Annotated in this window: 15 protein-coding genes; 6 read left to right on the top strand and 9 right to left on the bottom strand. The window is 69.9% G+C overall.

All coding sequences use genetic code 11. The features are described from left to right. Positions 1-2 precede the first annotated feature (2 nt). Together OG841_RS10755 and OG841_RS10760 are read right to left on the bottom strand one after the other, a co-directional pair. The gene (locus tag OG841_RS10755; RefSeq protein WP_328641625.1) at positions 3-1,412 is read right to left on the bottom strand and encodes an RICIN domain-containing protein; all 1,410 of its coding nucleotides are present in this window, start codon (positions 1,410-1,412) and stop codon (positions 3-5) included. After that, positions 1,409-2,485 carry a glycoside hydrolase family 43 protein gene (locus tag OG841_RS10760; RefSeq protein WP_328641624.1) on the bottom strand — a complete coding sequence of 359 codons (1,077 nt, stop codon included), beginning with the start codon at positions 2,483-2,485 and terminating at the stop codon, positions 1,409-1,411. The genes OG841_RS10755 and OG841_RS10760 overlap by 4 nt, the downstream gene beginning before the upstream one ends. Before the next feature lie 189 nt (positions 2,486-2,674). Here OG841_RS10760 and OG841_RS10765 point away from each other — a divergent pair, with 189 nt between their 5' ends. The 3 genes from OG841_RS10765 (at position 2,675) to OG841_RS10775 (ending at position 7,071) form a co-directional block, all read left to right on the top strand. Further along, on the top strand, positions 2,675-4,765 hold the full coding sequence (locus OG841_RS10765; protein WP_328641623.1) for an autotransporter: 2,091 nt from the start codon (positions 2,675-2,677) through the stop codon (positions 4,763-4,765). A gap of 108 nt (positions 4,766-4,873) precedes the next feature. Continuing rightward, positions 4,874-5,815: a homocysteine S-methyltransferase gene (gene mmuM, locus OG841_RS10770; protein ID WP_328641622.1), complete on the top strand. Its 942-nt coding sequence runs from the start codon at positions 4,874-4,876 to the stop codon at positions 5,813-5,815. A gap of 200 nt (positions 5,816-6,015) precedes the next feature. After that, a complete protein-coding gene (locus OG841_RS10775; RefSeq protein ID WP_371564626.1) occupies positions 6,016-7,071 on the top strand; it encodes a LacI family DNA-binding transcriptional regulator in 1,056 nt (351 codons plus the stop codon). Between the two features lie 19 nt (positions 7,072-7,090). Here OG841_RS10775 and OG841_RS10780 read toward each other — a convergent pair whose 3' ends face one another. The 7 genes from OG841_RS10780 to OG841_RS10810 form a co-directional block, all read right to left on the bottom strand. Continuing rightward, positions 7,091-8,671 (bottom strand): carboxylesterase/lipase family protein, encoded by a 1,581-nt coding sequence (locus tag OG841_RS10780; protein ID WP_328641620.1) that lies wholly within the window; start codon positions 8,669-8,671, stop codon positions 7,091-7,093. A gap of 93 nt (positions 8,672-8,764) precedes the next feature. After that, positions 8,765-10,027, bottom strand: coding sequence for an alginate lyase family protein (locus OG841_RS10785; RefSeq protein ID WP_371564629.1), 1,263 nt, complete (start codon positions 10,025-10,027; stop codon positions 8,765-8,767). A 28-nt stretch (positions 10,028-10,055) separates the two neighbouring features. Continuing rightward, on the bottom strand, positions 10,056-13,406 hold the full coding sequence (locus OG841_RS10790; protein ID WP_371564631.1) for an alginate lyase family protein: 3,351 nt from the start codon (positions 13,404-13,406) through the stop codon (positions 10,056-10,058). Further along, the gene (locus OG841_RS10795; RefSeq protein WP_371564635.1) at positions 13,403-14,929 is read right to left on the bottom strand and encodes a glycosyl hydrolase family 28 protein; all 1,527 of its coding nucleotides are present in this window, start codon (positions 14,927-14,929) and stop codon (positions 13,403-13,405) included. The genes OG841_RS10790 and OG841_RS10795 overlap by 4 nt, the downstream gene beginning before the upstream one ends. A 34-nt stretch (positions 14,930-14,963) precedes the next feature. After that, positions 14,964-15,821, bottom strand: a complete 858-nt coding sequence (locus OG841_RS10800) for a carbohydrate ABC transporter permease (protein WP_328641616.1) — start codon at positions 15,819-15,821, stop codon at positions 14,964-14,966. Next, complete coding sequence (locus OG841_RS10805) at positions 15,818-16,810, bottom strand: carbohydrate ABC transporter permease (protein ID WP_328641615.1); 993 nt, start codon at positions 16,808-16,810, stop codon at positions 15,818-15,820. The genes OG841_RS10800 and OG841_RS10805 overlap by 4 nt, the downstream gene beginning before the upstream one ends. Then, positions 16,807-18,156, bottom strand: coding sequence for an extracellular solute-binding protein (locus tag OG841_RS10810; RefSeq protein ID WP_328641614.1), 1,350 nt, complete (start codon positions 18,154-18,156; stop codon positions 16,807-16,809). The genes OG841_RS10805 and OG841_RS10810 overlap by 4 nt, the downstream gene beginning before the upstream one ends. Before the next feature lie 282 nt (positions 18,157-18,438). Between OG841_RS10810 and OG841_RS10815 the strand changes: the two genes are divergently transcribed. The 3 genes from OG841_RS10815 (at position 18,439) to OG841_RS10825 (ending at position 22,549) form a co-directional block, all read left to right on the top strand. After that, a complete protein-coding gene (locus OG841_RS10815) occupies positions 18,439-19,452 on the top strand; it encodes a hydroxyacid dehydrogenase (RefSeq protein ID WP_328641613.1) in 1,014 nt (337 codons plus the stop codon). 289 nt (positions 19,453-19,741) lie between these two features. Next, positions 19,742-20,830, top strand: coding sequence for a LacI family DNA-binding transcriptional regulator (locus tag OG841_RS10820; RefSeq protein WP_057611019.1), 1,089 nt, complete (start codon positions 19,742-19,744; stop codon positions 20,828-20,830). A 384-nt stretch (positions 20,831-21,214) separates the two neighbouring features. Beyond that, positions 21,215-22,549 carry an ABC transporter substrate-binding protein gene (locus OG841_RS10825; protein ID WP_371564646.1) on the top strand — a complete coding sequence of 445 codons (1,335 nt, stop codon included), beginning with the start codon at positions 21,215-21,217 and terminating at the stop codon, positions 22,547-22,549. Positions 22,550-22,553: the final 4 nt, after the last annotated feature.

The raw sequence follows: 22,553 nt of genomic DNA on the forward strand, positions 1-22,553 counted from the left end.
CGTCAGGTCCCGCGCGTCCACTGCTGGTTGGCCGCTCCGTTGCAGGTGTACGTGATGATCGCGGCGGAGTTGGCGGTGGACGCGCCGTTCACGTCGAGGCACTCGCCGGAGGCCCGGGCCTTGATGTTCACGTACGAGCCCGACGTGACCACCGACCACTGCTGGGTGGTCGCACTGCCGCAGTTCTCCTGGGTGACGTTCGTGGCGTTCTCCTGGAGGCACAGGGAGCTGCCGCGGCCGACCAATTGGTAGTAGCCGGTGCCGAGGTCCTTGAACCACCATTTCTGGTTGGCACCGCTGTTGCAGGTGTACTGGCTGATCGCGATGCCCTGCCACAGCGACTGGTTGGCCACGTCCGCGCACTTGCCGCTGTTGCGGGAGACCAGCGTGTTGTACGTGGCGCTGGTGCCGCTGATCGTCCCGGCCGCCGCGTCGATCGCGATCTGGGGGTACCAGGACATGGACATCGTGGTGGAGGTGGGGAAGGTCAACGGCAGCCACACGTACCGGGAGTCGTTGACGGTCCCGCCGAAGGAGTTGCCCCAGCGGTCGCCCATGTAGAGGTACGAGGTGCCCGAAGTCCCCTGCACCGGAAGGACGTAGGCGGTCTGCGAGTTGTAGGTCGTGGAGTCACCGACGTTCGCCATCGAGGTCCACGGGCCGGCGAGGGAGGTCGCGGTGGCGTACTGCTGCTGGTTGGCGCTCCAGCCGGTCGCGCCCGACGTCAGCATGAAGTAGACACCGCCCCGCTTGAACAGGGCCGGTGCCTCGCGGTGCCCGCCGACCCAGGGGTTGGCGACCAGAGCGGCGATGCCGGTGTAGTCGGCGGTGAGCCGGTAGATGTGCAGGTCGTAGTTCTCGTTGGCGGCCGAGACCATGTAGCCGGTGCCGTCGGAGTCGACGAACGTCGTGATGTCGCGGGACATGTTGTCGCCCAGCGGGCGGAAGCTGCCCTGGTAGGTGTAGCTCCCGTCGACCGTGGAGGAGACGGCGACGGCGGCGCGGGCCTCGCTGTAGTCGGTGCCGTTCTCCTTGTGCATCCACATCACGAACTTGCCGGTGGACGCGTTGTAGATGACCTTGGGCCGCTCGATGTAGGCGGTGGCGAGCTCCGGGGCGCTGGACTGGGTCAGGACGTGGTTCCTGAACTCCCAGTTCTTCAGGTCGGTGGAGCGGTAGGCGTCCACGTACCGGAAGGTGTTGTCGGAGTTGCGGTCCTCGCCGAACCAGTAGTAGTAGGAGCCGACCTTGATGACCCCGCCGCCGTGGGCGTGCAGGGCGTTGCCCGACGTGTCCGTGAACTGGACGCCGTTGGGGATCGTCAGCGCAGCGGCCTGGGCCGGTCCGGCGGTCACCAGGGCGCCGGCCAGGGCCAGACACAGGGCGAGCAGTACCGCGTAAGCACGTCTCATGACGCGACCTCCGTGTCCGTGGCGGTGTCCGCCACCGGTATGCCGAAGTTCGGGGTGCCGTCCGCGTGCCAGCCGAGCTTCTGGACGCGGGTGTGGCGGTTGGGGTCGTTCAGCGGGTCGCCGACGATCTCCTTGTACTGGCGGGCGTGGTAGACGAGGACGTCACTGCGACCGTCCTCGGCGACGGTGAAGCAGTTGTGGCCGGGGCCGTACTGCTTGGTGGTGTCGTTGCTGGTGAAGACGGGGGTCGGGGACTTGGACCAGTGCGCCGGGTTCATGAGGTCGGCGTCCGCGTCGACCGTGAGCAGGCCCATGCAGTAGTGCCAGTCGGTCGCGCTGGCCGAGTAGGACATGAAGAGCCGGCCGTTGCGGGCGATGACCGAGGGGCCCTCGTTGACCTTGTAGCCGATGCACTCCCAGTCGAACTCCGGGGTGGAGAGCCTGATCTGAGGACCTGTCAGGGTCCACGGGTTCGCCATCCTCGACAGGAAGATGCCGGTGTTGTTGTCCAGGCCGGGCTCGTGCTGGGCCCAGGCGAGGTAGCGGCTGCCGCGGTGGGTGAAGGTGGTGGCGTCCAGGGAGAAGGTCTCCCAGGCGGTCCTGATCTGGCCCCGCTCCACCCAAGTCCCCTTGAAGGGATTGGGGTTGGCGTTCTCCAGGACCCAGATCCGGATGTCCCACACACTCTCGGCGGGCGCGGAGGCGAAGTAGATGTACCACTTGCCGCCGACGCGGTGGATCTCCGGCGCCCAGATGTGGGCGCCCATGACACCGGTCGGGTGCTTGGTCCAGATGACGGACTCGTCGGCGGTCGCGAGGCCGCCCAGGGTGCGGGAGCGGCGCAGGATGATGCGGTCGTACTCGGGGGCGGTGGCCGTGAAGTAGTAGTAGCCGTCGGAGTGACGGTGGATGTACGGGTCCGCGCGGTTGCGGACGAGCGGGTTCACGAAGGGAGCGGCCTTCTTCGGGCGGGGTGCGGCTTCGGCGACCGTGGGGGTGGCGGCCAGGGCGCCCGCGGCCAGGGCACCTTTCAGCAGCAGTCGTCGGTGGGGGACGTCGGGGGCGCGGCTCATACGGACTGCCTCTCGGAGGGGGGTGTCCTGAGAGAGATGTTCGATATTGAGAACATCTGTTGTTATTGCGAACAGCCGAAAGGTAAGGCTGGGGAACCAGGAGGTCAACGGGTCGGACGGGATCAGAAGAAGGCGCTTTCTGTTTTCGGTTTTCTGTTATCTGCCCGCACCTCGCCCGTCTCCGGTCATGTGCGCAGCCATTTCCACAAGACAGCAGCCGCGGCCGGAGCCCTGGCGGCGGCCGCCCTCCTGGTCACCGCTCCCCCGGCGTCGGCCGTAGGTTCCCGTGACGTCACGGCCGACGTCCTCGCGGACCGGGACGTCACCCTGACCGGCGACACCGTCGTCACCGTGCCCGCGGGAACGACGACGTACGACGGGGTGTTCCGCGGCGAGGGCACGCTCACCGTGCGCGGCAGCGGGACGCTGATCCTGACCAGGGACAGCGACTTCACGCTGCCGAAGTCCCTGCAACGGCAGTCCGTGCGGACACCGGGCGGCAACCACCCGTACGTCACCACGACCCGCCCGGACCCGCCCGCGATCACGGTCATGCGCGGAGCGACCCTCCAGTACGGCAACGGCGGGACCACGGGCCTGATCGGCCACTTCCCGTACAACACCCCGGCGTTCCGGCTCAACCAGGACAACATCCGGGTCGACGGCACCCTGCGGCTGGCCCTGAAGAGCGCCTACAACCTGGGCGCCGTCAGCGGCTCCGGCCTGATCACCCAGCCACGCTTCCTGTGGGGCACCTGGGACCTGACGTCAGGCCCGTTCTCCGGGGTCATCGACAACGGCACGCAGGCCAACGCCGGGCGGCCCGAGTACGCGACCTCGCTGCCGGGCGTACGCAAGGTGCTCAACCAGGGCACCTGGACCGTGGACACCCCGCTGGGCCGGACCGTCACCCAGCGGATGGACTTCTACCAGCGCGAGTACGGCAGCGACATCAACGTCCAGTCCCGGCCCGGCGGCAAGGTGGTCCTCACCGGCCAGTACAGCTGGTCGAACCAGGGCGGCGACACCGACCCCTCACTCAGCGACCCCGCCCTGAACTGGACGCCTGCCACCAAGCACGTCAACAAGCGCGGCACCAACATCAAGGGCGCGAACGTCCAGTGGGGCGACGGGACGACCAGTAGGATCTTCATGCCGGGCACGGCGAAGACGGTGTACATCAACCTGCTGGCGGCGCGCTCCCGTTCCCTGCTGACCTTCGACTACAACGGGCCGGTGACCCTGGGCGCCCCCATCGGCGGTGGCCGCTTCCACGACACCCTGTCCGCGCCCGGCGCGGGTGACATCGTCATCAAGGGGACGAAGGGCAACGACGTCACCTTCGCGGCCGTCCAGTACTACGACGGCTCCACGACCGTCGAGAAGGGCGCCGTGCTCCGCCTCGGCAGCGGCAAGCCGGGCGGCGACGGCGGGCTCTACACCGGGGGCGGTCTCTACAAGGTCGTGAACAACGGCTCGCTGATCCTCGGCAACACGGCCAAGCCCCTGGCCCTGCCCCGGATCAGCGGCAGCGGCTCCCTCACCCAGGCGGGCAGGGCGACGACGACACTGACCGGAAGCGCGGTGACGTACACGGGGACGACGACGGTCCGCAAGGGCACGCTCGCCCTGCGGGGCGGAGCAACTCTCGCCCGCAGCAAGGGGATCCGGCTCACCTCGACGGCCGCACGGCTGGACGCGGGCACGGCCGGCCTTCGCGTGGTCTCCTCGCTGTCCGGCAAGGGCGCGGTGAAGGGAGCGGTCACCAACGAGGGTGTGGTCGCGGGCGGACTCACCGTTTCCGGCGGCTACACGCAGACCCCGAAGGGTGAACTGATCCTGGGAGAGGGCCCGTTGAAGGTGACGGGCCCGGTACGGCTGGCCGGTGAGCTCGACTTCTCGGCCGTCGGCACCCACCCCGCCCGCAGGATCACCGTGCTGGACAACACGGGCACGTCGAGGACCACGGGCGCCTTCAAGGGCCTGAAGGAGGGCACGCGGCTCAAGCTCGCCGACGCGACGTACCGGATCACCTATCGGGGCGGCGACGGCAATGACGTCGCACTGACCGCGGTCACGGCGAGCGCCTCACCGGGCGTCCGTGCCGATACCGCGTCGAAGGCTCCGGCAGCGGCACCTCGCGTGACGGGAGCGGAGACGGAGGGGCTGGGCTGGTGGCCGTACATTCTGGCTCTGGGGCTGCTGGGCGGGTTGGTGGTCCCGCCGACCGTGCGCAGGCGCGGCAAGCGACGTGAGGGCGGACGGCACGCGGCCCACTGAGCGGGGCCGGGGCTCCGCGGCGCCCTTCAGTGGGCCCACATGCCGGTCCCGGTGTTCGCGTACCGGACGGCCGGGGCTCTCTCCTGTCCCTTCGGCTAGCGTCGAGGCATGACCAGCGACACCCCGGAAGTCCCCGACGCCCTCTCCCGCCCCCTCGCCGACACCCTCGCGGCGGGCCCTGTCGTCCTCGACGGCGGGATGTCCAACCAGCTCGAGTCCGCCGGGCACGATCTGAGCGACGAGCTGTGGTCGGCGCGGCTGCTCGCGGAGCGGCCCGAGGCGATCACCGAGGCGCATCTCGCCTACTACGAGGCGGGCGCGGACGTGGCGATCACGTCCAGCTACCAGGCCACCTTCGAGGGGTTCGCCAAGCGCGGGATCGAGCGCGCGCGGGCGGCGGAACTGCTGGCCCTGAGCGTCGGGCTGGCGCGCGAGGCGACGCGGCAGGCGTGGGCGAAGGGGGTCCGGCGGCCGCTGTACGTGGCGGCCTCGGTCGGGCCGTACGGCGCGATGCTCGCGGACGGTTCCGAGTACCGGGGCCGGTACGGCCTGAGCGTGGCCGAGCTGGAGGCCTTCCACCGGCCCCGGCTCGAGGTGCTCGCGGCGGCCGGGCCCGACGTCCTGGCCCTGGAGACGATCCCCGACAGCGACGAGGCGCAGGCGCTGCTGCGCGCCATCCGTGGTCTCGGTGTGCCGGCCTGGCTCTCCTACTCCGTCGCCGGCGACCGCACCCGGGCCGGCCAGCCCCTGGAGGAGGCGTTCGCCCTGGCCGCCGACGTGGACGAGGTCATCGCGGTCGGCGTCAACTGCTGTGTCCCGCAGGACGTGGACCACGCGGTGGAGACGGCCGCGCGGGTCACCGGCAAGCCGGTCGTGGTCTACCCCAACAGCGGCGAGTCCTGGAACGCGGAGGCGCGCCGCTGGGAGGGACGGTCCTCGTTCACGTCGGAGGAGGTCACGGGGTGGCGGGAGTCGGGGGCGCGGCTGATCGGGGGGTGCTGCCGGGTGGGGCCGGGGGCGATCTCGGGGATCGCGGCAGCTCTGCGTTAGCGGGAGCGGTGCGCCTGCTCGCCTTCGGGGTTCCGTCGTCTTGCGGCTGCGGCGTTCGTCGCGGTTGCTCGCGCAGTTCCCCGCGCCCCTGCGGGCGCTGCGCGCCCGCCTCTTAACCCCGCCCCACTCCCCCTGCTAGCCTCCGCTCGGGAACCGGTTTCCGTCGGTGTTGCCGCTGTTCCCGAGGGGGCGAGGCAGGGATGACCAGGAAGAGCGAGGACGCGAGCCGGAGCACGATCCGGGATGTCGCCGCGCGGGCCGGGGTGTCCGCGTCGACCGTGTCACGGGTGCTCGGCGGGGTGTATCCGGTGAGCGCGGCGACCCGCACGCGCGTGATGCGGGCCGTGCGCGAGATGGACTACGTCGCCGACGCGCGCGCGAAGGCGATCGCGGGCGTCGGCACGCCCACGCTCGCGTTCGTGCTCGAGGACATCACCGGCCCGTCGTTCGCCCTGATGGCCCACGGCGTCGAACGTGAGGCGAACCGGCTGGGCCATCTGTGTCTGGTGTGCAGCACGGAGGGCGACGTCGAGCACGAACTGGAGTTCGTGGAGATGATGCGGGCGCAGCGCGCCGCCGCCGTGATCCTGGTGGGCGGCGCCGCCGACACCGTCGAGTACCGCGAGCGCACCCGCCGTATGGCCGACTCGCTCTCCTCCGCCGGCTCCCGCCTGGTGTTGTGCGGACGGCCGCCGCTCGGCCCCGGGGCCCCGGTGACGGTCATCGAGTACGACAACGAGGGCGGCGCCTACGCGCTCGTCGCCCACGTCCTGTCCCAGGGCCACCGGCGGGTCCTGTTCCTCGGTGGCAAGGCGGACCACACCACCGCGCAGGGCCGTGAGCGCGGCTATCTCGCCGCGCACCGCGGGCGCGGCCTGGACCCCGACCCCGCGCTGGTCCTGAACGGCGACTTCACCCGCGACTCCGGTCACCGTCTGATGCGCCGGGCCCTGAAGGAGGGCCTGGAGTTCACGGCCGTGGTCGCCGCGACGGACATGGTCGCGGCGGGCGCCCTGACCGCCCTGCACGAGGCCGGCCTCGACGTCCCCGGTGACGTCTCCCTGGCCGGCTACGACGACATCCCCTTCGCCCGCGACCTGCATCCGGCGCTCACCACCGTCCACGTCCCCTACGAGGAACTGGGCCGCCTCGCCGTCCGCACCGCGCTCGGCCGTACGGCGGAGGACCCGGCGGAGCACCTCCTGCTGGGCACCCACGTGGTGGTCCGGGACTCGGTCGCGGCGACCGGCACCTGAGACACGGGGGCCCGCGCGGTCAGTGCCGCCGCGCCAGTCCGGTGCGTCGCAGCCGCCGTACGACCGACCGGAGCTCCGCGGTCCGGGCCGGCCAGCCCTCCGCCGGTTCCTTCACGGGGGCCGTCTCCGGCGTGGTCGTGTCCGCCGTCCACACCGCGAAATCGTGGTCCCGAGGGCCGGACTCCACGTACGGATCGCCCTTGCCGAAGATCTGGACGGGGTGGGTGGCGTCCCAGGGCCGCCAGCCGGGGTCGCCGTCGGCAGCGAAGCGCACCCACGCCCCGTGCATGGCGTCGGCGAGCTCGGTCGGGGCGCCCTCGCCGGCGAGCTTGGCGGACTCGGGAGCGGCGCCGGTGTCGAAGACGAAGCCCAGTTCGAGGGCGTGGCAGGCACCGAGGCCCGGGCGGTGGGAGGGCCAGGTGAACTCGTAGACGTACGACGACCCCGGGCGGGCCTCGGCCAGGCGGTGCAGGGGGATGCGCAGCAGGTGGTCGGTGACCATCTGGCCGACGATCTCGGCGGTACCGGCGTCGGGATGCAGCGCGCGGTAGCCGCGGACCACCTCGGAGCCGCAGTGGCAGCGGGCCATGGCACCGGCGAGGGCGACCGGGCCGAGCCGGTCGACGCGCTCCAGGAGGCCGCCGGGGACGAGCCAGAGCCGGTACTCGTCGCTGGTCCAGCCCAGCATCAGCTCGACCCCGCGGGCCACCGAGCCCTCGATGAGCGCCTCCAGCGGATCACGCGGCACGAGGTCGTCGTCGACCACGATCCCGAAGGCGGGGCCGCCCAGGACCGGGCTGCTCCGACGGCCCACCTCGGCCTGGGTGTGCAGCAGCAGCTCGCGGTCGACCTCGGCGAAGGCCGCGGCGGTGGCGGGGATCTTCAGCCGGGTGGCCATCCGGCGCACCATCCGCCGTACCTTGTCGCGGTCGCTCGCCTCGGGCGGCCCGCTCTGCAGCACGGCGCGCCGGACCAGGCCCTGGGCCTGCGGGGCGGCCAGCAGGGCGCCGATGCTGATCGCACCGGCCGACTGCCCCGCCAAAGTGATGCGGCTGGGGTCGCCGCCGAAGGCCCCGATCGCCTCGTGCACCCACTGCAGGGCGGCGAGCTGGTCGCGCAGGCCGGGGTTGGCGGGGGCGTCCGGGAAGAGGCCGTAGCCCTCCACGCCGAGCCGGTAGTTGACCGAGACGAACACGACGCCGTCCCGGGCGAAGGCGTGCCCGTCGTACACGGGCACCGCGGAGGATCCCCTGGTCAGGGCTCCGCCGTGCAGCCACACCAGGACCGGGAGCCGGGCCCCCGGGCCGGGCTCCGGCGTCCACACGTTGAGGTTGAGGCAGTCGTCGCCGGGCACGAACGGGTCGGACAGGTACTGCGCGAAGGCGTCGGAGTACGGCGGTTTCGGGGCCGTCGGCCCGAAGTCGGCCGCCTCGCGCACACCGTCCCAGGGCTCGGGCGGCACGGGCGGCCGGAAGCGGCGGGGGCCGAAGGGCGGGGCCGCGTAGGGGATGCCGCGAAAGACCGCGACCCGGTGCTCGTACCGGCCCCGTACGGTCCCGTACGGCGTGCTGACCACGGGGTCTGTCTGGACTGCTGTCATACGTCCACCAGCCTCCTCACCGCGCTACTGCACCATGAACAACAGAGCACCACACATCGGCTCGATATTCCGGTGCAGAGCGCGGTTCGGCCGCTACTTGGCGTACATCAGGGTGCCGAAGCCCAGCTGGTCGAAGCCTCCGCTGGTGGTGCCGTAGTCGCCGCCACCCCCCTCGGGAACGACGAGGTCGTAGTACATCTGGGAGATGTACTTGTCGTCGAGGCCCAGGCGCCGGTTGTAGTGGAAGTGGAGCATCGCCCAGACCGGGCGGATCTGGCCCCGGGAGTCGGAGGAGACCACGGTCTGGGACGAGGCGGCGCAGTTCTGCCCGGTGCCCCAGTTGTAGGTGGTGAAGGGGACGTCCTGGCCGAGGTTGTACTTCGCGACGTACTGGGCGCCCTTCATGAAGCGGCGACTGTCGTACGAGTAGAGGTCGTCGCCCTGGTTCCAGGCCATCTCGCAGATGGCGCCCATCTGACCCATGCCCATGACGGTGTGCCCCTGGTCGCGGCCGGACTCCTGCCACTGGCCCAGCGCGTACCCGGCGGAGTCGGTGTACAGGTACGGCACCGCGTGGGCGATCGAGCCGTTGCCCGCGCCGGACTTGAAGTAGGTGACCGCCTGGTCGTACTTGGCGCTGTCCTCGTTGAGGATGCCGATGGCCAGGACGGAGGCCATGTTGCACAGGTCCCAGTTGGCCCAGTAGTTGGTGATGCAGGCGTCGTTGTGGTTGGTCAGGAAGCTGTTGTTGAGCGGGTAGAAGACCTTGGCGAGCATGTCCTGGGCGGCGGCGAGGTCGAATCCGCTGTAGCCGCGCATCAGTTCGCAGGCGTTGGCGAACTGCCAGCCGTAGATGCCGGCCGCGAGAAACCGGTCGGCGTTGCCGGTGACCGAAGTGAGCGTCCTGGACCAGGCGTTGAGGATGTTCGCGGCGCAGACGGCGTTGGCCTCGGTGCCGCCGACCTGCCAGCGCAGCGCGTTCTGGTAGGCGGCCGCGATGTCGTTGAAGAGCAGGGAGTAGTTCTCGCCGGTGCCGCCGCGGATGATGGTCGCCGTGGCCCGGTTGGTCCAGGTGGACTGGGAGTGGGAGTTGGCGACCAGTTTGTTCCAGCCGGACAGCCAGGGGTCGGTGCCCGCGGCGACCCTGACCTTGGCCCGGTTGATGTCGCCGGCGTTGTGCAGCATGCCGGGGTGGGTCCAGGTCGAGGGCGCCGCGTCGGCCGTGTTGGCCATGCTCGTGGCGAGGGCGCCACCACCCAGGGCGAGGGCGGCGCCGAGACCGCCGGCGGTCCTCAGCAGACCGCGGCGGCTCAACTCGGTGTGCGGGAGGTGCTGGTGGGGGGAAGTGCGGCTCATTCGGTGCATCTCCGTTCCGTGGGGGGAATCAGATGGGAGTGATGCTCACCTCGTCGAACTCGGAGGTGACGAGGGCCAGCGGACTGCGGGAGCAGGCCACCAGGCCGACGTGGAAGGGGGCGTCGCCGAAGCCGGGGATCTCGCCGGAGGCGAGGTCGGTCCAGGTGGCGCCGTCGTCGCCGGAGACGGATGCGGTGAAGAGGGTCCCGGTGCGCTTCAGCCGCAGCAGGGCGGGGAGTCGGACGGCGCCGCTGCCGGAGAAGACGGAGGCGCCGGCGACGGTCTTGCGCAGCATCAGCTGAGCGGTGGTGCCGTCGGTGACGATCACTCCCGCCGCCTGGTCGAACGGCGACAGCGACTTCGCCATCAGCAGCCCGACGCGGTCGGCGGTGACTCCGGTACGGGAGACCAGCCGGGCGGTGACCTCGCAGTCACCGGCGGCGGGCCGCCGTACGAACTGCCCTGTCATTCCCTGGTTGTTGACGGTCAGATCCACACCCGCGCCCCGCACCACGAAGGTCCCGTCCTCGTGGGCGGTGCTGCCGGGGGTGAGGATCGCGGCCACGCCCAGGGTCCCGAAGGCGCGGTCGTCGAGGACCACGTCGCCGAGGTCACCGTACGTCCACGGGGCCGGCGGGGGTGTGCCGACGGTGAGGGTGAGGGTTCCGGTGCCGTCGCCCGCCGCGTTCCCGGCGGTGGTGGTGACGGTGAACTCGCCGGTCTCGCGCGGGGTTCCGTGGATCAGGCCGGTGCGCCTGTCGACGCCGAGGCCGTCGGGGAGACCGGTGGCGGTGAACCGTACGGGCTCGTGGGAGGCCCGCAGAAGGTGCCGGAAAGGGGCGCCCTTGTTCGTGAACGCCGTGGTCGCGGAGGTGAGTTCGGGCAGGGAGGGGGTCGGCATCACCGCGGAGGAGGGTTCCGAGAGCGGGCCCCGCCCGGCCGTGTTCGTCTTCGCGACGGCGTAGTGGTACGGCGTGCCCGGCGTACCGGTGGCGTCCGCGTACTGGATGCGGGTGCCGGAGCCGACCGGGCCGACGCCGGTCGCGAGGGTGACGTAGGGGCCGTCGGAGTCCGTGGCGCGCAGGACCTTGTAGCGGGCGGAGAGGTCCGGGTCGGTCCAGGCCAGCTCGACGGCGTCGGCGCCGGTCGTCGCCTTCAGGTCCCCTGCCGTGCGGGCGGGCTGGGGAACGGACCAGATCTCGCCGGCGGAGGCGGAGACCACGGTGACGTTGTCGAAGGCGCCGGTGCCCGTCTCGGCGTAGTCCGCGTCGACCCCCAGGCAGGAGGTGAGGAGGAGGCCCGCGTATGCGGTGCGGTCCAACTCGACCTCGGTGGAGCCGACTTCGGTCCAGCGGATGCCGTCCGGGGAGATCGCCCCGGTGCAGCGGCGGCCCTTGCGGGTCACCCGCACCCAGTAGGGCGTGCGCAGCCGGTAGCCGTCGCCCGCGCCCTCGACGTACGGGGCCTCCAGCGGGGTCGCCGACTCGGGCAGGGCACCGAGACCGGAGATCGGGAAGGAGGCGCTCGTGGTGATCGCCGTCTGCTGCGAGGGCGGGACCGGTGTGCTGCCGGTCGCGGAGACCTCCGCTCCCCGTGCCGGCCGTACGGTCCACACCCCGCTCCAGGTGTGCAGTGGCAGCCCCTGGATCACCATGGCCGCGTGGGCCGCGTCCGCGTCGAGGGAGTCGCGGAGGCTGACGCCGATCTTGGAGTACTGCGAGCTCAGCGGCCACACGATCCGGGCGGTGACCGAGCCGTCGCCGCGCAGCGGCAGATGGACGAGCCGGTGGGTGTCGGAGCTGCCGCTCGCCTCGAGCATGAACCGCTCACCGTCGAAGACGGCCGCACCGGGGATCCGGACGTCCCCGATGTCCTGGGTCGACCAGGGCTCGGGGAGACCGGCGGTGGCGGAGGCGGCGGCCGAATCACCGCTGTGTCCCTGGGAGTTGGTGGCGCTGACGGTGTAGTGGTACGTCCGTCCCGCGCGCACCCGGTCGTCCGTGTACGTGGGCTTGTCGATGCCGGAGGCGAGCTTCTCGTAGGGCCCTTCGGGGCGTGTGGCGCGCAGGACGGTGTACCCGGTCGCCCAGGTGGACGGCAGCCAGTTCACGGTGACGTGGGTACGGTCGCCCGTCGCCGTGACCCCCGCGGGTGCGGCCGGTACGGTCCGCGAGGGTGCCGTGGTTCCCGCGTAGGTGAAGGTCCCCCAGCTCGGCAGGTCGTCGTTGCTGCCCTCGACGACCCGGGCTCCGCCGGTGCCGCGGAAGACGGCCGCCTTCGTGTACGGGGTGTCTAGGCCGCGGACACCGGCGTAGTGGGCGTAGGCCATCTCGTAGACCGGCGGGAGGGTGCCGCGGCCGATCGCGGAGACGGTCGTCTTGATGTACTTGCCGGTGCGGTCCAGGTCGGGGGTGAAGGGAACGTCGCCCCCGAGGTTGTAGCGGGCCGCGTACTCGAAGTTGGCGAGGATCCGGTGGTCGTCGTGGCCCCACAGGTCGACGCCCTGGTTCCAGGCGACCTGGGCGATGTCCCCGGTCAGGCCGACCGCGAGCTGTTCGTGGCCCTGGTCGCGGCCGGCCTCCTGGCCCTGGCCCTCGTCGGTGACGATGCGGTGGGCGAGGGAGCCGTTGCCCGCGCCGGCCGCGGCGAAGCGCAGCGCGTCCTCGAAGAGAGTGGGCTCCTCGCAGAACACGCCGATGGCCAGAAGGGTCTGAAGGGCCGTCAGGTCCCAGTTCCCGTTGGCGTAGAGCATGTAGCCGGAGACGGCCGGATACCAGACGTCCAGGAAGGACCGCTCGCAGCGGGCGATGTCCGTCTCGGCCCAGCCGTCGTAGCCGGTGTGGCGGAGCAGTTCGGCCGCGTTGACGAACTTGAAGGCCTGGAGCCCGGCACCGAGCGGGCCGTCGGCTCCCGTGATCTTCGTGAGGGAGGCCGACCAGGCGTTCAGGAGATCGCGGGCCTTGTCGGCGTGGGCGCGGTTGCCCGTGACCGCCCACATCAGGGCGTTCTGGTAGGCGGCGGCCGAGTCGGCGACGGCCTGGTTCTGGAAGTTGGTGGGGCCGCGGCCCCAGGAGGTGATCTGGCCGGTGTTCTGGATCGGGTACGTCGACTGGGAGCGCGCGTGGGCGGCGAACGCCAGGTAGCCGTCGTGGACCGGGGGCCGCTTGGCGGCGACCGCGGCTTTCATACGGGCGAGGTCGTCGGCGCTGTGCAGCAGGCCCGGGTGTGTGAAGGCACGGCTGCCGGACTTCTGGTCGGCGGCCCGGGCGGTGGCGGGCGCGAGCAGTCCGCTCGCGCCCGCCACCAGCAGCAGGGCGGCCGTGCCGCCGAGGAAGCCCCGGCGGCTCGGAGCGAGGGTTCTCGGGGGCACGGTGCTCATGACGCGGCGGCCGCCTCGGCCTCGGCGGTGGTGAGGAACTTGAGGTTCGTCACGTGCTCGTTGGAGAACCACTGGATCGTGTCCGTGGTGTAGTACCAGCTCGGCTTCTTCATCGAGTCGGCGACGACGAGGCCGTTGACCACCAGGTTCTCGAAGGTGACGTCCTTGATGGCGTGGTGGGCGTCATAGCCGAGGAAGAGCGACGGCTTGGCGTTCGTGCCCGTGTAGCTGAGGTCCTTGACGTAGACGTTCTCGATGCCGCGGCCGACCGAGGTGTTGTACTTCGTGTTGTACATGACCTTCATGTAGATGACCTGGCCCCAGCGGAAGTCCTCGATCCGCACGTCCTCGATGCGGACGTTCTTGATCAGGTTGGAGTCGCCGGGGTTGAGGGCGATGCAGCCCTGGTAGTTCATCTGCGGTTCGCGGTGGTCGAGGATGTCGAGGTTCTTGAAGCGCAGGTTCTTCAGTGCCTCGGGGTTGTCGGTGTTGCCGTGGGTGCCGACGTTGATCGGGTGGGCGACGTCCGCCCAGAGGGTGGAGTTGCGGACGGTGATGTCCGTGGTGTCGCCGTAGTACTCCCAGCGGTGGGTGTAAAGGGCGATGCAGTCGTCGGAGTTGCGCATGAACACGCCGTCGATGACGACGTTGCTGGAGCAGAACACGTCGATGCCGTCGCCCCAGCCCTTGGAGCTGAAGGAGCCGAGCCCCTTGATGGTGACGCCGGTGGCCTCGCCCAGCTGGACGGCGTATCCGTTGGGGTTGAGCACGGTGACGGCGCCGATGGAGATGTTCCGCGAACTCTCCACCAGGGCCCCGCCGCCCGCGGTCCCGGCGAGCACGCCACGGCCGGCGATCCCGGCGTGCTCCACGTTCCGGAAGATCACGGTCGCCTTCAGGACGGCGCCGCCGTCGAGGTACACGGTCTTACCGGAGGGGACGAGCAGGGTGCCGTCGGCGGTGGTGTGGACGCCGGGGCCGTAGTAGAGGACGTCCGGGTCGTCCTGCGCGGGCTTGTTCTTCTCGATCGCGCGGGCCAACAGGTGGAGACAGTCGAAGATGTCGTCGTTGATCTGGACGACGAGGTTGCGCGGCTGGTCGAGCGTGAAGCGCAGGGTGTCACCGAGCACCTCGGGCGTGATGCCGTAGGAGTCCGGCCGCACCCGGACCTTGGTGGTGCCGCCCTTGAGGTAGGTGATCTCGACCTCGACGGAGCCCTGGAAGTCGAAGTACGCCAGCGAGGAGTTGTAGGTCTTGCTCGACCCGGTGGTGGGGTTGATCTCGCCCAGCTGGGGCCGCCAGATGTCGAGGGTCTGCCACTCGCCGTCGGGGGCGCTACGGACGCGCACCTTGAAGCTGGTGTTGGTCGGCATGGCGGACGGGCGGGGGTAGGTGACCAGCTTCGGCGTGACGGCTGTGTCGTCGGCCCGGGCCGCCGTGGCCGTGAGGTTGGTGAGGCCGGCGGCGAGCACGGTGGCGCCGGCCGCCTGGAGAGCCGTACGGCGGGACAACGGCGTGTTCATTCGGAACTCCTTGCGAACAGGGTTACGGGGACGGCTACTTGAGGCCGGTCGTCGACATGCCGGCGACGAAACCGCGCTGGGCGACGAGGAAGATCAGCAGGATCGGCACGACGTACATCACCGAGGCCGCGGCCTGGAGGTTGGTGACAGGGGTGCCGGCCGAGGTGACGTAGGTGGACATGACGGCGACCGCGAGGGTGGTGCGGTCCGTGGACAGCAGGAGCTGCGGGGCGATGTAGTCGCCCCAGGTCCAGGTGAAGGCGATCACGAAGCTCGCGGAGAGGACCGGCCAGGACTGCGGGAGGAAGATCCGCCAGAAGATGCCCGAGTAGCCGCAGCCGTCGACGATCGCGGCCTCCTCCAGTTCCCGGGGCAGCCCCGCGAAGAACTGCCGGAAGAGGAAGACCAGATAGGGGGCGGAGGACAGGCCCCACAGCACCCATGGCCAGTACGTGTCGACCATGCCGAGCTTGGCGAAGATCAGGTAGGTCGGCAGCAGGGTGATCATCTGGGGCAGCATCATCGAGCCGAGCAGGATGCCGAACAGGGTCTTCCTGCCCGGGGCTTCGAGGCGGGCGAAACCGAAGCCGACCCAGGCGGAGCTGAGCGTCACGAGGGTGGCGTAGATGAGCGCGATGATCAGGGAGTTGCGGGCGTAGCCGAGGAAGTCGATGAGGTTGAAGGCGTCGGCGATGTTGTGCCACTGCACATGGTCGGGCAGCCAGTGCACCGGCGAGGCCGCCAGCTCGGCCGGGGTCTTGAGGCCGGAGATGACCAGCCAGCCGAAGGGGCCGAGGAACAGGCCGGTGATCGCGACGAGGACCGTGTACAGGACGAGGCGGTTGACGCGCAGGCGCGGGCCGCGCCTCGGGGTGAGGCTGGTGGCGGTCACTTCTTCGCCTCCGGGTCGACGTTGTAGAACACCACGCCGGACGTGGCCTTGAAGATCAGTCCGGTCGCGACGAGGATCAGGACGAAGAGCACCCACAGCAGCGCGGAGGCGTAGCCGTAGCGGCCGAACGCGAAGTACTCCGCGAACACGTGCATCATGTAGAGGTAGGTGGACTGCGGGAGCGCGGTGATGCCGGCCGGGGTCGGGTCGGGGGCCAGCAGCAACGGCATGATGGTCTGCACCGAGGCGATGACCCCGGTCACGGTCTGGAAGAGCAGTACCGGCGACAGCAGCGGCACCGTGATGCTGCGGAAGCTCCGCCAGGCGCTCGCGCCGTCGATACGGGCCGCTTCGAGGAACTCGCGCGGGATGTCCTGGAGCCCGGCCAGCGAGATGATCATGATGTTCCCGGCGGTCCAGAGCACCGTCATGATCAGTACGTAGCGGGCGTAGGGGTCGGCGAGCCAGCCGAGGGCGTCGATGCCGAAGAGGTTCAACACCCCGTTCGCGGCACCGGAGTTCTGGTCGAAGAGCTGCTTGAACGCGATCCCCGCGCCCACCGGGGGCACCACCGCCGGCAGATAGAGCAGGGTGCGGAACAGCCCACGCGCCTTGAGCGGCCGGTTCACCAGTACGGCGAGCCCGAGTCCGGCGATGATCGACAGGGGCACCGAGGTGATCGCGAACAGGCCCGTGCGGCCCAGCGACTTCCAGGTCTGCGCGTCGGAGAACAGCTCGCGGTAGTTGCCGAATCCCACGTAGTGCCAGCGGGGCGAGATGCCGTCGAAGGTGGTGAAGCTCAGCCACAGCGCGTACGCCATCGGGGCGATGGTCAGCAGCGCGAAGCCGATGATCCAGGGCGAGGCGAACATGTAGAACGCCCGGTGCCTGCGGGTGGCGATGGAGGTGCGCGGCCGGGAGGCGGCCGACCCCGCCGCCGGGGCGGAACCGCGCCGGTCCACGACCGACGGAATCTGATCGACCGTCATCCCACCTGCTCCTTACCACGCTTGAGCTGATCGTTCATGGCCGAGTTCAGACGCCCGGCGAGGGCGTCGACGGAGAGGTGGCCGTTCATGGCGGCCGGGGCGATCTGGTTGAAGAGGGCGAGGAGCGAGTCCGCGGTGGCGTACGGCGTGAAGGCGATCACCGAGTAGTGCTTCAGCTCGGCCTCCTGCACCGTCAACACCCGTTTCTGGTAGTCCTCCTGGGCCGGCATCAGCGGGCGCAGCGACTTCAGGGTCGGGATGCCCCAGCCGCCGGAGGCGCGCGCCTTGGCCGGCGCCTCGCCGAAGAACCACTCGAAGACCCGCCAGGCGGCGTCCTTGTGGTGCGATGTGCTCGGGATCCAGAAGCCGGTGCCGGCCTGGCAGGGACTGACCCGTCGGCCGCCCTCGAAGTACGGAGCGGGAGCGAGCCGGGAGAGCGGCGCGAGCTTCTTGTCCGCGTTGATCAGGCCGCCGAGCCAGTAGCCCGAGTTCGACATGGCCAGCCGGTTCGCCTGGAACGTGGGCCCGTCCCAGGTGTTGGGGTCGGGCTGGATGATACTGGGCCCGACCTTCGTCCGGCAGTAGTCGATGTACCAGCCGAGCGCCTTACGGGCCTCCGGGGTGGTGAAGTCGACGCGCGCGTAGTCGTCGGTGAAGAGGTTCCCGCCGGCGGCCACGGTGAGGCTCGCCAGGAGGCTGGGGGTGAGCACGCCGTTGTAGCTGCCGCCGAACACGGTGGTCTGGCCGTTCTTGCGGCGGGTGAGCCGTTCGGCCTTGTCCAGCCACTCCTCGTAGGTGACCGGGTCCAGCTCGGGCGGGTAGTCGACGTCCGCCTGGTCGAACAGCGCGGTGTTGTACCAGAACATCGAGTCCTGGGAGAAGTCCTTCGCCATGCCGTAGCGCGGGCCCTTGCCCTGGGTACGGCCGTCGTAGCGCCACAGGTCGTTGACCGGGTCCAGGTCGGCCGGACCGAGGACGCTGCTCTTGGCGAAGTACGGGTCGAGATCCTCCATCACGCCCCGGGCCGCGTAGTACGGGGCGTCCACGGCGCCGACACCGCGCACCAGGTCGGGCGGATTGCCGTTGGTCATCATCGCGATCAGCTTGCTGGTGCTGTACAGCACCGTGTTGATCTTGACGCCGATGTCCTTCTGGGCCTGCTTGATCAGCTCCGGCGAGAAGTCGTCGGCCTTGGCCATGACCGTGACGGTCTCGCCGGAGCCGCCGACCGCGCTCGACACCCGCATCGCACAGCCGCTGAGTGCCGCCGCCCCCGCCACGGCACCGCCGGCGGAAAGGGAGAGAAAACGGCGGCGGCTCACGGCGGCACCGGCATGTGGGCGCACGGCGCACCACCTCCTGATCTGTCCGTTCATGGGACGCGGTGGGCCGGTAGACAACCGGTTGCCGCGTTGGGGCAGAGCTTCGGCCCTGGCTGGAAACGGCGTCAAGAGGCTTGACGAACTTTCGAAAAGACTGTGTAACCTCGCCGACATGGCCATGGGCGGGAAACCGGTTGTCATCCAGGCCTCTTCAGCGATTGACCACCCCTGGAGGCCAGACCTACGGTAGATCTGCCGTAGAAGACGTTTTCAGAAACTGTTTCCACTCAGTGCGTCAGGAGTGACATGCCCAGCCCGCAGCCACCCAGGGCCGTGTTCGCGATGGATCCCGTGCACCTCCCTCTGCTCTTCCCCCCACCCCTGATGACCCGGCTGAGCGAGGCCGCCGGCCTCGACCCCGCGCTCGTCGTCCAGGACTTCACCGACCCCGTCGCGGCGGACGCCCTGGCCCGGGCCGACGTGCTGATCACCGGCTGGGGCTGCCCCCGCCTCGACGCCGGCGTCCTCACCGCCGCGCCCCGGCTGCGGACCGTCCTGCACGCCGCGGGATCCGTACGCTCCCTCGTCGGCGACGCCGTGTGGGAACGCGGGATCACCGTCTCCAGCGCCGTCACCGGCAACGCGCTGCCGGTCGCGGAGTACACGCTCGCGATGATCCTGCTGTGCGGGAAGGAGGCCTTCGAACACCGCGAGCGGTTCCGGACCACCCATGCGTATCCGCCGCCCGCCGAGACCGCGGCCATGGGGAACGTGGGGCGGCGGGTGGGGGTCATCGGGGCGTCCCGGGTGGGGCGGCGGTTGCTGGAGCTGCTGCGGCCGTTCGACTTCACGGTCCTGTTGCACGACCCGTACGTGAGTCCCGCGGAGGCCGCCGCGCTGGGGGCCGAACTCCTTTCGCTGGACGACCTGTTGCGGCACAGCGACATCGTTTCGCTGCATGCGCCCGACATTCCGGACACCTATCGGATGCTCGACAGGGCCCGACTCGGGTTGATCCGGGACGGGGGCGTGCTCATCAACACCTCCCGGGGAGCGCTGGTCGATCCCGACGCGCTGACCGACGAGGTGGTCTCCGGACGGCTGCGTGCGGTGCTCGACGTCACCGAGCCCGAGCCGCTGCCCGCGGGGTCGCCGCTGTACCGGCTGCCCAACGTGTTCCTCACCCCGCACATCGCCGGGTCGCTCGGGAACGAACTGGAACGGCTCGGGCGGATCGTGGTGGAGGAGCTGGAACGGGTGGTGACGGGGGTGGGGTTGGAGCATGAGGTGCGATATGCGGATATGGCTCGGGTGGCTTGAGGCGGGCGGGGGTCGCTGCGGTCACGCCTGCCGTATTACCTGCTCCCGGGTCACTTCAGTCACCCCGGCTGTATCACCTGCTCCCGGGTCACTGCGCTTGCCCGCACCACATTGGTTCGGTCGCCTCCGGGGGCGCCTCAGTCGGTGTCCGGGGTGCAGTGGAGCCTGGTGGGCACTTGCCGCCGGTCGGTACCTACGCCGTCGGAATCGTGCTGGAGTAACAATGGGATACGGTTTCCGGACCCTGGGTCCTGTGTGGCCGGGCCACTACCGTTAAGGAGCCGCAAGGGTGAGTCAGCGCAAGGCGTCCGGGGACGTCGGACGGGCCACCATCCGGGACGTGGCCGAGCGGGCCGGGGTGTCCGTGGCCAGTGTGTCGCGCGTGCTGTCCGGGAACTATCCGGTCTCCGAGGACCTGCGCCGCAAGGTGATGAAGGTCGTGCGCGACCTGGACTACGTCACCAACGCGCACGCCCGGTCGCTCGCCGGGGGCGGCACACCCACCGTCGCGATCCTCATCAACAACATCACCGGTGCCGCGTTCGCCCACGTCGCCAAGGGGGTTGAAGGCGCCGCGACACTGCGCGGCTGGCTCTCCCTCGTGGGGACCACCGGGGACGATCCCGAGCGCGAGCTCGCCCTCGTCAACCTCATGCGCCAGCAAGGAGTCGCGGCCGTGGTGCTGCTCGGCGGCGCCTACGACTACGACGAGTACCAGCTGCGCATGGCCCGGTTCGCCCGTTCCCTGGACGCCGCCGGGTCACATCTCGTGCTGGTGGGACGGCCCCCGCTGGAAGGTGCCGTGCCGGCCACCACCGTCGACTACGACAACGAGGGCGGCGCCTACGCCATGGCCAGCCATCTGTTGTCGGCCGGGCACCGCAAGGTGCTCGTGCTGCCGGGGCATGCCGAACTCACCACCGCCCAGGGGCGGCTGAACGGGGCCCGGCGCGCCTTCGAGGCGTACGGCGTGCCGTTCGAGGCCACGATGGTGCGGCACGGCCCCTACGACTACGAGCACGGGTACGCGGCCGTCGAAGAATGCCTGCGCGACGGACTCGACTTCACCGCCGTCCTCGCCGGGACCGATGTCGTCGCCGCCGGTGCCATGCAGGCCCTGCGCGCGGCCGGGCTGCGGGTGCCGGAGGACGTGTCGATCGTCGGGTACGACGACATCCCGCTCGCCTCCCAGCTCACCCCGCAGCTCACCACCGTCCACGTGCCCTACGAGGAGATGGGACGGGTCGCCCTGCGGGCCGTCGCCGATCGGCGTGAGGGCGGCGGGGCGCGGCGCAAGGGAGCCGACGGGGACCATCTGGTGCTGGGCACCCATGTCGTCGTACGGCACTCCGTACGCCCGCCCGCACAGCCCCGCTAGCCACGGAAGAAAGAGATCGTTTCGTAAACGGTTTCCACAGATCATCAGGGTGGGACAGAGCCGACCCGGCGGACCGCCGGGTCTTGCGTTCATCGTGTCCTCAGGTCTCTGAACTGGCAGTACGCCAGGTTTCTTGCCGTCGCGCGACCCGCGCACAGGCCTAACCCCACGGACAAACCGGCGTAACAAATTGCCGTCTACCTCTTGCTAACCACGGGACCGTCGGCCTACCGTCCCAGCAACCGGTTACTACAGCTTCTGCTGGGCCGACCCCCCGCAACCGCGAGCCGATGGAACTTCCGGCCGCCGTTTCCGGCCGACACCGAGCCGCCGATCCCCTCTCTCCTCTCCGAGACGCCCTACTTTCCGAAGGAACACGGTCAGATGAACTTCAGCAGCCCCCGGAGAAGGTTCGCCCGCGTCGCCGTTGCGGGACTCGCGTTGTCAGGTCTGCTCACCGCGTGCGGCGGGTCGGACGATTCCGGCGACTCGCAGTCGTCGGGGCCCGTCACCCTCCCCTTCTGGGGCTGGGCCAACGGCCAGGACGCGGTCGTCAAGGCGTTCAACGCCTCGCACAAGAACATCCAGCTGAAGTACACGAAGGTCACCGACCAGCTGACCATGCAGAAGCAGCTGACCAACGCGGTCAAGGCGGGCAACGCGCCCTGTCTGGTCCAGAACACCGCCGAATACGTCACCAGTTGGGTCGCGCAGGGCGCGCTCGCCGACATCACCCAGTACGTCGAGGGCGAGAAGAGCAAGTTCAACACCGGGTCGTGGGCGAGTGCGCAGGTGCAGGGCAAGTCGTACGGCGTGCCGACGAGTTCGTCGCCGAACTTCACCATCTACCGCACTGACATCCTCAAGAAGTACGGCATCAAGGCCCCGACGACCTGGGACGAGTTCATCGCCGCGGGCAAGGAGCTGAAGAAGCACGGCATCAAGATCACCAACTATGCGGGCGAGGACCCGAGCACGCTCGAGGTGCTGGCCATGCAGGCCGGGGCGCACTGGTACTCCATCGACGGCAACTCCTGGAAGGTGGACTTCCAGGACGCGGGCACGCTGAAGGCCGCCAAGGTGATCCAGGAGATCATCGACAACGACCTCAACTCCAAGCTGTCGTTCGCCGACTACGCGGCCGTGCAGCGCAACTACGACAACGGCGGGACCGCCACCCGGCAGATCTCGACGTGGCAGATGGCCGGCATGGTGCAGAACTTCACCAAGTCCTTCGGGGACTGGGGGCTGTCGCCCTGGCCGACGTTCACCGGTGAGGCCGCCAAGACCCCGGCGGGCACCAACCTGACCGGCAGTGTGACGCTGGTGACCAAGGGGTGCAAGAACCAGGAGCAGGCCGCCGAGGCAGCGCTGTGGATGTCCACGAACACCGGTGCGGTCAAGACGATGGCGAACCCGGAGACGGGCAACGGCGTGATGCCGGCGCTGGCCGACAGTGACGCGTATGTGCCCGAGGCGGTCTCCCAGAAACTGCTCGGCTCCAACTACCAGCCGGCGCAGCAGATCGTGAAGGACAGTCTGAAGACCGTCACCACCGACTGGACCTTCGGGCCGAACTGGACCGCGATGTTCACCGAGATGCAGGCCGGCTGGGCCAAGGTGGTCAGCAAGGAGCAGACGGTGACCCAGCTCCTGGCCCATATGCAGGAGTGGACGGTCAACGACCTGAAGTCCCGCGGCATCAGCGTCAAGGGCTAGAGGC

Origin of the sequence: Streptomyces canus (genome assembly GCF_041435015.1) — a bacterium.
GTDB lineage: Bacteria > Actinomycetota > Actinomycetes > Streptomycetales > Streptomycetaceae > Streptomyces > Streptomyces canus_G.

Excerpts from the sequence above, each read along its gene's own strand:
- OG841_RS10760 (WP_328641624.1), bottom strand. The coding sequence starts at position 2,485 with ATGAGCCGCGCCCCCGACGTCCCCCACCGACGACTGCTGCTGAAAGGT.
- OG841_RS10795 (WP_371564635.1), bottom strand. The coding sequence starts at position 14,929 with ATGAACACGCCGTTGTCCCGCCGTACGGCTCTCCAGGCGGCCGGCGCC.
- OG841_RS10775 (WP_371564626.1), top strand. The coding sequence starts at position 6,016 with ATGACCAGGAAGAGCGAGGACGCGAGCCGGAGCACGATCCGGGATGTC.
- OG841_RS10825 (WP_371564646.1), top strand. The coding sequence starts at position 21,215 with ATGAACTTCAGCAGCCCCCGGAGAAGGTTCGCCCGCGTCGCCGTTGCG.
- OG841_RS10815 (WP_328641613.1), top strand. The coding sequence starts at position 18,439 with ATGCCCAGCCCGCAGCCACCCAGGGCCGTGTTCGCGATGGATCCCGTG.
- OG841_RS10790 (WP_371564631.1), bottom strand. The coding sequence starts at position 13,406 with ATGAGCACCGTGCCCCCGAGAACCCTCGCTCCGAGCCGCCGGGGCTTC.
- OG841_RS10780 (WP_328641620.1), bottom strand. The coding sequence starts at position 8,671 with ATGACAGCAGTCCAGACAGACCCCGTGGTCAGCACGCCGTACGGGACC.
- OG841_RS10755 (WP_328641625.1), bottom strand. The coding sequence starts at position 1,412 with ATGAGACGTGCTTACGCGGTACTGCTCGCCCTGTGTCTGGCCCTGGCC.
- mmuM (WP_328641622.1), top strand. The coding sequence starts at position 4,874 with ATGACCAGCGACACCCCGGAAGTCCCCGACGCCCTCTCCCGCCCCCTC.
- OG841_RS10805 (WP_328641615.1), bottom strand. The coding sequence starts at position 16,810 with ATGACGGTCGATCAGATTCCGTCGGTCGTGGACCGGCGCGGTTCCGCC.
- OG841_RS10785 (WP_371564629.1), bottom strand. The coding sequence starts at position 10,027 with ATGAGCCGCACTTCCCCCCACCAGCACCTCCCGCACACCGAGTTGAGC.